A 12,355-nucleotide genomic window follows, 5' to 3' on the forward strand; every position below is an offset into this window, starting at 1 on the left:
GTCAGGAGGTAGGGGAAGAAAAGATTTTTACCAATGCTCATTCTACATTCTACATTCTACATTCTTCATTCTAAATTCCCCAGTCACCTATGCTAACTTAGCAATTTCAGCTTCCATTGTTGCTGCAATTTGACCAAGTTTTTCCGGTGAGTTAGTTTCCATGTACACCCTCACCAAAGGTTCTGTACCAGAAGGACGCAATAACACCCAACTACCCTCTTCCAAATACAGTTTAATACCATCCTTCCTTCCCACTTCCTTCACCTTAATTCCAGCTACTTCCGAAGGAGGATTTTTGGTATAGGAATCAATCACAGCATTTTTGTGAGCATCGGTAAGGTGTAAATCCAAACGGTTATTATACAAAGGACCATCAGCTTCTGCGATCGCTTCCTGAACCAACACACTTAAAGGCTTACCTTCATAAGCGATCGCCTCAGCTACCAGCATATCAGCTAGAACCCCATCCTTTTCAGGAATATGGCCAATAATACTCAAACCACCTGATTCCTCACCACCAATCAAAACAGCGGTTTCCCGCATTTTCTCCCCAATGTATTTAAAACCAACAGCGGTTTCATAAATTTGCAGACCATTTTTAGCCGCAAAATTATCTAACAAATGGGTAGTCGCAACCGTTCTCACAATTGCGCCTGTTTTACCCTTGTTTTTGATTAAATGTCTTGCTAAAACTAACAGTACCGTGTTGGGAGTGAGAACATTTCCTAGTTCATCCACAATCCCAAAGCGATCGCTATCTCCATCCGTTGCTAAACCCAAATCAGCCTTATCAGCTTTAACAGCTGCCACCAAATCCACCAACTGATCCCCCTTGGGTTCTGGCATACCGCCCCCAAAAAGTACATCCCGCCAAGCGTGGAAACTTTCTAACTGAGTTCCGCAATGTTGCAGCACCTCATCTAAATAGCCACGAGATGTAGAATAGAGAGCATCGTACTTAACCTTTAAATTCGCACTCTTAATTTTTTCCACATCCAGCAAGGTGTAGATAAAATGCAAATAATCGGGCTTCGGATCAAAAGTAGAAATAGTCCCAGATGGCTTACTTCCTGGTAACTCATCCGATGCCGTTTCTATATTGGCCACAATAGTATCAGTAATTTCAGGAGTGGCAGGACCAGCGTAGTCTGGGATATATTTAATCCCACAATAAGGTGCAGGATTATGACTAGCAGTAAACATCAAAGCCCCTGCGGAATTCAAATGTCTCGCATTGTAGGCAATTACAGGAGTCGGGCAATCCCGATCAGTAATTTTCACATTCCACCCTAAATCAGCTAAAACAGCCGCAGATGTCCGCGCAAATTCATCAGCTAAAAACCTTGTATCATAAGCGATTAAAACTGGTCTTTCCTTAGTATAGGCAGTTTCCAGATAACTAGCGATCGCCCTTGTTACTTTCCGCACATTAGGAAAAGTAAAATCATCGGCAATAATCCCGCGCCAACCATCAGTACCAAATTTTATTTTACCAGAATTGTCAGGGTTACTCATTTTGCTACTCTCTCCCGTGCATCATCATTACCATTAGGAAGCATCCCGCAAAGCAACTGTTTAGCCACTGTGCCGCAAGTATCCCCAAGGTAATTTCTCTCACTGTACCTGAGCAATGTCAACCCCCGCTAGACCCTTTGTAAGTTACCACCTTTGGTCCCTAGTTGCCCCCGCGAGAGGACAAGAACATTGGCATTGTCAAATGAGAAGGGGATTTATTAAAGCTAGGCAACACGAACCAGAGGTGAAAGCTTTATTAGCACAAGCCACACCACCTCAACGGATTGGCATTCTCGCCCAAAAAGGTGTATATGAGTTTCATCATCATTTACAGTGGTTAACTCAGTCCGATGGGGTGGAAAAAGTAGCCCAGTTGTTAAAATTAAGTAACTTCACTTTTCAAGTCAAGCAACGGGTATTACAGATTTTACAAAAATATCAAAAATCGCCTTTACTTTTGGGCAAACGCATTATCCAATTAACTGCCGGTGATGAAGGATTTCCTCAACCTATTGTTATAGAACAGAAAAATTATTGTTTTCGTTTATATGCAGCTATGGATTGTGTGTTTATTGAGTCTGATAGCACTTTGCATATTTTAGATTTTAAAACTGGTAAGTCTGCTTTTGATAAACGACAAGCTTTAGTTTATTTATTAGCAGCACGTTATCTTTATCCCGGTAAAACGGCTGTAGCTTCTTTTTATAATTTGGAAGTTGGTCAAAAATCTGAGCTAATTACTATTAATAGTCATGAATTAGCATCTTTAGAATCTGAGTTGGCTAATGTAGCGAATCAACACCAACTTGATTTACAAAAATATGCAGGAAGAAGCAGTAACTTTAGTCAAATATTTCCGCCTAATCCCGGCAATCATTGCCGATTTTGTCCATTTAATTCAATCTGTGAATTTTCTGAAGTTCAATCTGCAAAATCACACGCAAAACCAATTACTAAAAATCGTATTTAACTAACAAAATCTCTTAAAGAATGATAAATCAATATGACCAAAGTGAATACTCATAGCAACATTTAACTGTTCTAAGGTGGCTACTAACCAATCAATAGAATTAGTAGTAGCTGTTTCATAATGGTTAAATAAAATTGCCAATCTTTTTTCTAAATGTGGTTTAACTTTACGACAGATTAATAACACTTTTACCAACAAACTAATTGTTGTTAAAGAACCTTGATTACTAATCAAATCTAAAAAAGTTGAGTGTTGAAGTGACGTTTGGTTGTTGACTACTAAAAAGTCCAATAGCTTGCTACAAGTTCTCACTATTAAGCTTTCATTGACATTGTAATCATTCGCATCCGGTAATGTATCTTGTAGATAATTGTATAACCGTGTATTAAATAGGCGTTTTCCATATTTTCCGTCCACAGAAGTTATTAGATAATCATATAATTCATCCTTAAAATCATGAAACTTGGCGGTTTTACTACTATATTGTATAATCTGCTGCGCTCTTTCTTGGTAAGTATAATTACCTTCAGATTTACCAATAAATTGCTTGAGGGTGCTATAAAGATCGCTATCACTCAACAATGTCGGATTATTGATAGGGCGTAAAATCTGATTGGCTTCAGATAGGGAAACTTTTCTTAAAATCTGAACTCGACGTACTTTGTAAGTTACATATTGTGAAAGATCAATTTCAAATTTTTTTTGTACCTGTGCCTGAAAATGTCTGACTGTTTCTTGTTGTTCAAAAGTAGAATCTTCACTAATTAAACAATGTTCATATAAATAGGGATAACGACTAATTAAATTTACCAAAGGTTGATTATCTTTGCGGCTATTTAATTTAGGAGTTTGATTGACAACTTGGCTAAATCGCCGTAAAAATAAATACTGGTCGCTTTCAATAAAAATATTCACCAATTCGCGCAAACGTCTAATTTCTCGGAAGCGAAAACTATTTACTCCTGACGTATTAGGTGACAAATCAAACAAGCTGATTAAATCCATGATACCTTGATGCAATTGGGGTTGCATATACCAACGGTTAACCAAAATATGACAACAGCGGTTAAGAAAAAATTTAAAATCTTCTTGTGCTGTTTTAGATGCGATAATTTTGTCTAAAATTGGCAGAATTTCCGGTTCAGGATAATTGGCACGTTCAATAAAGAGCGCCCGAAAACGTTCAATCATTCGGTCTGGAGATTCCATTTGTACCAAATGAAGCAGATGCTGATAGATCAGCTGCTCTTCTTGATAAGAGTCGTGATAGTTGTAGAGATGTTCTTTAGCACTATTCATTTTAGCTAAGGGTGTTTGTTCCACAGTTTTTTCGGATTCAGAAGTAGTCCAATTTTTCACCTTTCATTACCGTTTACAAACTGGCTCATAAGTCATTTTTCTTACACAACTACTGGCTTGTCAACCGAATTAATACGGTTTAAACAATTCTTGACTGAATATTATTCTCCATATTTATATTGAAGAATGTTATTCTCACATCTTACAATGTAACCCGAATAATTACTGATGTTTTTATTAAAGGCAACATAAATCTTTGTTACATCAAGTTAAATCTTTGGTGAAGAGAGGTAGAAGAGTTGTAGCAATGGGGGCGTTTGCAGCCAATTCAACAATGCTCCTACCTAAGACCCCATTGCTAACTACAAATTCTCAATTCCGAATTTCCAAATTACATAGGTGGCAATTCTTTAAGAATTGTAAACCGAATATGGTTAATCGCCAACTCACCAATGGATATTTCTTCTTTAGTCAACCTCTGTCCATTACTGGTCAAGACTTCAAAAGATACTCCTTTGCCAATTTCGATATGATACCAGCATAACCCCATAAAAAAGCGTGTAGGGTAAGGACCAACATCGCTGATATCATCAGGATTTGATTCCATTGGCACCCAACCAAAATTAGGGATGTAGAATTCTAGCCAAACATGATTAAAGTCGGGTTGCAGGGGAACTCCTTGTTGTTCACCATAAGGAGGGCATTTATATCTACCTACAGTCCGACAGGGAATGCCATTTAAACGACATAAAGCCAGTAATACACCTACATATTCGCCACAGGAACCAACGCCTCTTTCTAAAACTATATCTGGCGTATCTATGTGGGGTTTGATACCATAGGATAACTCATCATAGACATAGTTGCGGATACTGTACATTTTTCGCAACATATTAGTTTCTGAACCGACAGCTTCACGGGCTGCACGGCGGACAATGGTAGTTTCCATTGCTAAATCATCATCATCCACCAAATAGCGAGTTTGTAATTCTGGTGTTAGTTCCGGTAGGTCTTCTACATCTTTAGGTGTGATGCGATACTTAATGCCGCGAACTTCCAAAAGTGCTTTCCAACCAAAGATATGCCGTTCACCGGGAACGAGGTCACCAAATTTAAATACAGCTACTCGTTGTCCATCAATAATTTCTTCTGTGAAGGGTAAACCGATGGGTTCAACTTGTTTGACCTTTTGGCGTTCTGTTTCTGAAGGTAGGGCTATCCGCCATTCTACATTGGGTAAGTAAACCTCGTCTAAGGGGGAAATTTCCTCTACATAAGACATTTCCACTAGATAACCATTAGATAGGGCGTAGCGTTGATCTGGTTGATAATGATAGTAGAGGGGATGAATAAAATTGATATCCCGATAAGTTAGCTCATGATTAGGATCAGCATTGGGATTATCTCGAATATAAGGCTCTTCATTGGAGTAAGCTACATAGAGCAGATCCTTACCCGTTTCATCCTGACTATGGATAGCGATACCTGTAGGAGAAGCAAAAGGCGTGAGGACGCTAAAACGGAGTTCTCCGGTTGCCCTATCCATAGAATAAACTGTTTGCTCGGTGCGATCGCAAACCCAGAGAGTTTCCCGACTAACTGCCAAATTTTCTATCCCTACACCAGGGGCATAAAATCGAGTAATTTCTTTGCGTGTATCCCGGTCAAAAATCAGAATATAACCTAGTCTTTGGCAGCTAACATAGATAGTCGATTCCCAAACAGCAATCCCGTCAGCAGTATAAGGTAAGGTGACAAAATGCTCCAACCCCAAAGAGTCCAGCTTGCACAAATAAACACTATTACCACGGCTGACCCATAGTGTATCTTCCCAAACGGCTAAACCAGTAACATCGTTAAATTCCTTAACTTGGTGAGGATTGAGAATTTTAGTGTGATCAGAGATAGGGTCAATCTCCAATAAATGCCCTTTTGTGGTGTCGATAGCAATAAGTTTATCTTTGATGAAAGCAATACCATACAAGGTAGCAACCGTAAATGGTCGAATTATTTTTTGCCCAAACATCTGGCTAACATTCAAACTAGGGAGTGCAAAACTCATATTATTAGTCATTGGTCATTGGTCATTGGTCATTAGTCATTAGTCATTAGTCATTAGTCATTAGTCATTAGGAAAAGGCAAAAGGCAAAAGGCAAAAGGCAAAAGGCAGGAGTTGATGAATTTTACCCAGTCCCCAGTTCCCAATCCCCAGTTCCCAATCCCCAGTCCCCAATGTAACTTTGGTTAATGGAATTCCAGGCATTACTCAATTATGATCAAATTTTGTAACCATTTCCTGTAACCTACACGATGTCTGCTCATTCTTTGCCTGAAAGTGCCGCAGTTTGGCATAGCTTAGAGGTTGATAAAGCTTTAAACCTGCTTGATAGTAATGCAGACAGCGGCTTAACATCTCAAGAAGTTGAACAACGTTTACAAAAGTACGGAACCAATGAACTAGAAGAACATGGTGGCCGTAGTCCTTGGGAGATTCTACTGGATCAGTTTACTAACATCATGCTATTGATGCTGATTGCTGTAGCCCTGATTTCTGGTTTCTTAGATTTTTGGGCTTGGCGACAAGGCACATTAAAAGTTGATGAAGTGCCATTTAAAGACACAATTGCAATTATGGCCATTGTTATCCTCAATGGCATACTGGGCTATGTGCAAGAAAGCCGTGCGGAAAAAGCCCTAGCCGCACTGAAAAAACTATCTTCTCCCTTGGTTCGCATCATCCGCAACGGAAAACTGGCGGATGTAGCAGGGAAAGAATTAGTGCCTGGGGATGTGATGCTGCTGGAAGCTGGTGTGCAGATAGCTGCTGATGGACGTTTGATAGAACAGTCTAATTTACAAATACGGGAGTCGGCACTGACGGGTGAAGCCGAAGCTGTAAATAAGCAAGCAATTCTCACATTACCAGAAGATACGGCATTAGGCGATCGCATTAATTTAGTTTTTCAAGGAACGGAAGTAGTTCAAGGACGGGCTAAGGTTCTTGTTACCAATACCGGCATGACAAAGAAGGTCGAGTTGTTTACACTAATATCCGCCGTTTTATCAAATACATATTGGGTAGTAATATCGGCGAAGTTCTCACCATCGCTGCTGCACCTTTAATTGGCTTAGGAGGCGTTCCTTTAACTCCTTTGCAAATTTTGTGGATGAACTTGGTCACGGATGGTTTGCCAGCTTTAGCATTGGCTGTAGAACCCCCAGAACCAGATGTAATGCAGCGTCCTCCTTTTAGTCCCCGTGAAAGTATTTTTGCCAGGGGTTTGGGTGCTTACATGATTCGCATCGGGATTGTTTTTGCCATCATTTCTATTGCCTTGATGTCCTGGGCTTATAATCATACTCATGCACAAGGGTATCCGGGCAATCCCGAAACCTGGAAAACAATGGTATTTACTACTCTGTGTATCGCACAAATGGGTCATGCGATCGCAATTCGTTCTAATAACCAACTCACAATTGAAATGAATCCTTTTTCTAATCTCTTTGTGTTGGGTTCTGTAATCGTGACAACGATTTTGCAGTTAATGTTAATATACGTCCCACCTCTGAGAAATTTCTTTGGTACTCATGTCCTAAGTCTCTCAGAATTGGGGATTTGCATTGCTTTTAGTAGCTTGATGTTTGTCTGGGTTGAATGTGAAAAGTTATTCTTCCGTTTCAGGGGCAAAAAAACTGTTTAATTAGTAATTAGTAATTAGTAATTGGTGATTGGTGATGCAATTTTGGATTTTGGATTGTATTAATAAACTCCAATCTAAAATCTAAAATTCTCCGCCCCAGTCCCCAGTCCCCAGTCCCCTATCCCCTATGCTATGTACCTGAAAACTCTACACCTCCGAAATTTTCGCAATTACCAAGAGCAAAAGATTGATTTTACTGCTGCCAAAACTATTTTGGTGGGGAATAATGCTCAGGGAAAATCGAATTTGTTGGAGGGGGTGGAGTTGTTGGCAACATTGCGATCGCACCGCATGGCACGGGATCGTGATTTAATCAAAGATGGGGAAAGTATTGCCCAAATTCATGCCACTTTAGAAAGAGACTTAGGGACAAGTGACTTAACATTAAGTTTACGACGACATGGCCGCCGTAGTGTGGCTATCAATGGCGAAATAGTCCGCCGCCAAATGGATTTTCTCGGTGTTATCAATGCCGTTGAATTTTCTAGTTTAGATTTAGAATTAGTGCGCGGTAGTCCTGAAGTTCGCCGTAATTGGTTAGATACACTTTTAATTCAACTCGAACCAGTTTATGCTCACATTTTGCAACAATATAACCAAGTATTACGCCAACGCAATGCTTTTTTGAAAAGGAGTCAACAGTCAGGAATTAATAGCCAGGATTCTGAATTTGCTATTTGGGATGCTCAATTAGTTACCGCAGGAACAAAAGTAATTAGAAGACGTGATAGAGCTATCCAAAGATTAGCGCCCATTGCCGCAGCCTGGCATGGTAATATTAGCGGTAGCACAGAAGTTTTGCAAATCAAATACGCTCCTAATGTTCCACTAGAAAAAGATCAAAAAGAAGATGTGCAGCAAACTTTTTTAGGTAAAATTCAACAGCGTTCGGCTGTCGAATTGCACAGGGGTACTACCCTTGTGGGTCCCCACAGGGATGAAGTAGAATTAGTAATTAACCAAACACCTGCTCGTCAATATGGTTCCCAAGGTCAGCAACGCACACTGGTTCTGGCTTTAAAATTAGCAGAATTACAATTAATTGAAGAAGTCGTGAATGAAGCCCCATTGCTTTTGCTGGATGATGTCTTAGCTGAGTTAGACCTATCTCGTCAAAATCAATTATTGGATGCTATTCAAGACCGTTTTCAGACGTTAATTACTACGACTCATTTGGGTTCTTTTGATTCTCAATGGTTAAATTCTTCACAAATTCTCTTCGTGAAAGCAGGAGAAATATCAATGTAATTGGTAATTGTTAATTGGTAATTGGTATTTTTAAATATTACGGTCATTTGTTTTGGTATGAATCAAAAAAGTCATTTATTCGATAAAAATGAGATTGCATTACTAGGTGCATCATTAAGAGCTATTGAACCAACGCTGCTAAAACCATGCCAAAATGCAGATACAGCGAGAATTTGGCTACAAGGAGGAGAACCTTATTTTGATATTTTCTTGGAACTAAAAAATAATGAAATTATCTGGTTTCAATTTACATTACGTGGTAAATCTCTGTCTTGGTGCAGTCAAAATGCTAGATTGCAAACAGGTATTACTAATGAATTAAGTATTGATGACGTGAGTTTTTATGCGGCGAGTAAAGTTATAGATAACGATGATATATCTGATGTAGAATTTATTAATTTAGTAAAATCTATTTTGCAAACAAGAGCCGATGAAGAAATTTTTGCCAAATTATTGAAATTTTTTAGTTTGGTAGAATATCAATCAATCATGGCACATACGGATTATGAACACGGATAAACCCAATGTTTTATTGATATCATCAACTAATGACTAATAAAGTTTCTCAATTTTTTTGAATAAGTGGAGAACTACAACCGTTAACAACGCAGCAATTAATCCTAGCTGCCATAAACCACATCCAGATGCAATTCCTAAAGCAGCTGCTACCCAAATAGCTGCGGCCGAAGTCAGACCATGAATTTCAACTGACTGTGATTTTTGAGAAGATTCGCGCAAAATTTCGCCAGCACCGAGAAAGCCCACGCCAGCGGCAATTCCTTGAATGACACGAGAGAGAGCATCAGCATTGATTTTTTCTCCACCGACTTGGATAGCAACGATGGTAAACACAGCCGAACCCAAACTGACTAACATATGAGTTCTTAAACCGGCGGGTTTGCGCCTGATTTGGCGTTCTAAGCCAACTATGCCCCCAATTAGCAATGCGAGACAGAGGCGAAAACAGATATTCAGCCAATCATTGCTGGCGATGTAGTAAGTGGTTGTCAATTAATTCTAATTTGGGAGAAACAACTATATATTTTACTTTAATTGGTAATATAGTTTCAAAAAGTCAACAATTAATCATCAATATTTGTCTAAAATTGGGTACTAGGTTTACCGCATATTTCGGCATAATACAAAAATGAGGAATTAGACTTGATGATTAAGTCAGTGGGTCGATAACTGACAATTGATACTTCAAACTGGAATAAATCACACCTAACTACTTGAGTGGAAAAACTCTACTGGCTTGACCAGATTAAACCACAAGACCGCGCCCAAGTTGGCGATAAAGCGTTGTACTTGAGCAAAATTATGGAAAGGGGCTATCCAGTAGTGCCTGGCTTTGTGGTTGCAGCAGATGTTTGGCGACAATTTCTAGAAAATCTCAATAGTTCAGAATCATTAGTTGCGGATTTGCCCTATTCTTCTCTACATTTGGATGTAAGTAATTGGCAACAACTTCAGCAAGTGGCTGGCCGCTTACGGGAGGAAATTATTTCTGGTAGTGTCCCACAAAATTGGGTGAATAAGATTTTTCAAGCTGGGAAAATCTGGGAAAAGAAATGTTTAATTTTGCGTCCTAGTCTGAGCATATCATCTGGTACTCAGGTGATAGGGAATATTTCTGGATTGCTGGAGTCGGTATTTTGTGTTTGTGATCCAGATGCGATCGCTCAAGGATTAAAGCAAACTTGGAGTCAGTTGTTTCGTGCTAGAAGTCTAGTCTATTGGCAGAGTGTAGGCATTAATTTACAACAAATTAACTTGGCAGTGTTAGTGCAACCTGTGGAAAATGCGATCGCCTCTGGTTCATTTACAACCAATATATCAGGAGCAGAAATTGAAGCTACCTATGGATTAGGAGTATCAATTACTAAAGGCGAAGTATTACCAGATGTTCATTACATTGAAGAAAAAACCGGAGTTATTCAAGAACAACAATTAGGTAATAAAATTCTTGCCTATGCTGTTGATAATTTTACATCTGTAAATGCTGGAGAACCCCTATATACATTAATGACAGATGAAAATTGTCTGTTGGCTTATCTACTAAATGAACATCAACAAAAACAGTATGCTTTACCGGAAAATTATTTACAACAACTAGTTATTTTAGGTAATCAATTAGTGAGTGAATTAGGTACAAAGTTAACCATGAAATGGACTATTACCGAAGGCACTCCAACCCCGAAAATTTATATTACTCAAGTTAGCACCCCGCCATCTCTCAATCCTAGCTTGCACTTTCTCAAGGGAATAGGGGCTGCTAGGGGACGTGTAAAGGCTAGTGCTTATGTGATTGTCAGTTCCCAACCCAAACCAGAGCAAATCCCCAAGGGAGTGATTATAATCGCCCCTGTCATCACTCCTGATTGGTTGCCTTTACTACATGAGGTAGGGGGAATTATTACAGAAAGAGGTGGATTAACCAGCCACGCAGCAATTTTAGCTAGGGAATTGGGTATTCCGGCTGTAGTTAGCGCCAAGAATGCTACCAACCTGATTCAAACTGGTGAAAGACTACTATTGGATGGTGACAGAGGGGAAGTTTATCGTTGTCAAGGAGAAAGCGATAACTTACTTGATGGTGAGAATATTTCATTACACCAGCACACAAATGAGCCACTTGATGATCATTCAAATCAGCCTAATTATGAGTTTAGCATGACTAAATCCCTACATGAAATTGCTACTCAACTATTAGTTAATCTCAGCCAACCTAATTTGATTGAAAAAGTACAAAGTCTACCTGTGGATGGGGTGGGATTGTTGCGTTCAGAATTGATGATGTTAAATATTTTGGATGGACAAAATCCTCATGCTTGGCTGTTGGGTGGTAGACAGAAAGAATTATTAGAAACTCTATCTGAGCAGATTAAAACATTTGCGCGGGCTTTTACTCCCAGACCTATTTTATATCGTTCTTTAGATTGGCGGCCACAGGATTTACCTTCATTTAATGATGATGGACAATCTTCACCACAGTCGATTTTAGGTGAACATGGAACTTTGAGTTATTTAAAAAATCCGGCTGTTTTTGAATTAGAATTGAAAGCTTTGAGAGGGTTACAAAAAAATGGTTACAGCAATATTAATTTGATGTTACCTTTTGTGCGGACTGTGGAAGAATTTGTATTTTGTCGTCGCCAGGTTGAGGAAGTTGGATTAACTCAAAATCCGCATTTTCAATTATGGATTATGGCAGAAGTTCCCAGTGTATTATTTTTATTACCAGAATATATTAAGGCTGGGGTAGCGGGGATTTCGATTGGTACTAATGATTTGACGCAATTAATTTTAGGTGTGGATCGGGAACAGGGAGATTTAGCAACTATATTTGATGAACGTCATCCTGCGGTGATGGGTGCAATATTTCAATTAATTAAAATGGCTAAAGATGGGGGGATTCCTTGTTCTATTTGTGGTCAAGCACCTGCTTTATATCCAGAAATTATTGATAAGTTGATAGAATGGGGGATTACTTCTATTTCTGTAGAACCGGAAGCTGTGGAGAGGACTTATCAAGCGATCGCACGTGCTGAAAAACGTTTAGTTTTAGCAGCAGCTAGGAAAATTTTGGGTAATTCGTAATTACAGAAATTTTTATTAAGT

The 12,355-nt window shown here is 39.1% G+C and carries 8 protein-coding genes and 1 pseudogene; 5 read left to right on the top strand and 4 right to left on the bottom strand.

Annotated features, from left to right (window positions below):
* Positions 1–87 precede the first annotated feature (87 nt).
* Positions 88–1,515 (bottom strand): phosphoglucomutase/phosphomannomutase family protein, encoded by a 1,428-nt coding sequence (locus VB694_RS19240; RefSeq protein WP_323361940.1) that lies wholly within the window; start codon positions 1,513–1,515, stop codon positions 88–90.
* Positions 1,516–1,630: 115 nt separating this feature from the next.
* On the opposite strand from VB694_RS19240, the gene VB694_RS19245 reads away from it, so the two are divergent.
* A complete protein-coding gene (locus VB694_RS19245; RefSeq protein ID WP_323361941.1) occupies positions 1,631–2,485 on the top strand; it encodes a PD-(D/E)XK nuclease family protein in 855 nt (284 codons plus the stop codon).
* Here the strand turns inward: VB694_RS19245 and VB694_RS19250 are convergent, their stop codons facing one another.
* Positions 2,486–3,844 (bottom strand): hypothetical protein, encoded by a 1,359-nt coding sequence (locus VB694_RS19250; RefSeq protein ID WP_323361942.1) that lies wholly within the window; start codon positions 3,842–3,844, stop codon positions 2,486–2,488. It abuts the gene before it with no gap.
* A gap of 331 nt (positions 3,845–4,175) precedes the next feature.
* Positions 4,176–5,846: a transglutaminase domain-containing protein gene (locus VB694_RS19255; RefSeq protein ID WP_323361943.1), complete on the bottom strand. Its 1,671-nt coding sequence runs from the start codon at positions 5,844–5,846 to the stop codon at positions 4,176–4,178.
* 249 nt (positions 5,847–6,095) lie between these two features.
* On the opposite strand from VB694_RS19255, the pseudogene VB694_RS19260 reads away from it, so the two are divergent.
* From VB694_RS19260 to VB694_RS19270, 3 genes and pseudogenes are all read left to right on the top strand, one after another.
* Positions 6,096–7,486 (top strand): annotated as a pseudogene (locus VB694_RS19260) (cation transporting ATPase C-terminal domain-containing protein).
* A 132-nt stretch (positions 7,487–7,618) separates the two neighbouring features.
* Positions 7,619–8,734 (top strand): DNA replication/repair protein RecF, encoded by a 1,116-nt coding sequence (recF, locus tag VB694_RS19265; protein ID WP_323361944.1) that lies wholly within the window; start codon positions 7,619–7,621, stop codon positions 8,732–8,734.
* Between the two features lie 57 nt (positions 8,735–8,791).
* Entirely contained in the window at positions 8,792–9,253 is a 462-nt protein-coding gene (locus VB694_RS19270) for a hypothetical protein (RefSeq protein WP_323361945.1), read from the top strand.
* Between the two features lie 33 nt (positions 9,254–9,286).
* Here VB694_RS19270 and VB694_RS19275 read toward each other — a convergent pair whose 3' ends face one another.
* Positions 9,287–9,745, bottom strand: coding sequence for an MgtC/SapB family protein (locus VB694_RS19275; protein ID WP_323361946.1), 459 nt, complete (start codon positions 9,743–9,745; stop codon positions 9,287–9,289).
* A gap of 225 nt (positions 9,746–9,970) precedes the next feature.
* Here VB694_RS19275 and VB694_RS19280 point away from each other — a divergent pair, with 225 nt between their 5' ends.
* A complete protein-coding gene (locus tag VB694_RS19280) occupies positions 9,971–12,334 on the top strand; it encodes a putative PEP-binding protein (RefSeq protein ID WP_323361947.1) in 2,364 nt (787 codons plus the stop codon).
* The last annotated feature ends 21 nt before the right edge of the window (positions 12,335–12,355 follow it).

The sequence above is a fragment of the Anabaena sp. UHCC 0451 genome (assembly GCF_034931405.1).
Taxonomy (GTDB): Bacteria; Cyanobacteriota; Cyanobacteriia; order Cyanobacteriales; family Nostocaceae; genus RDYJ01.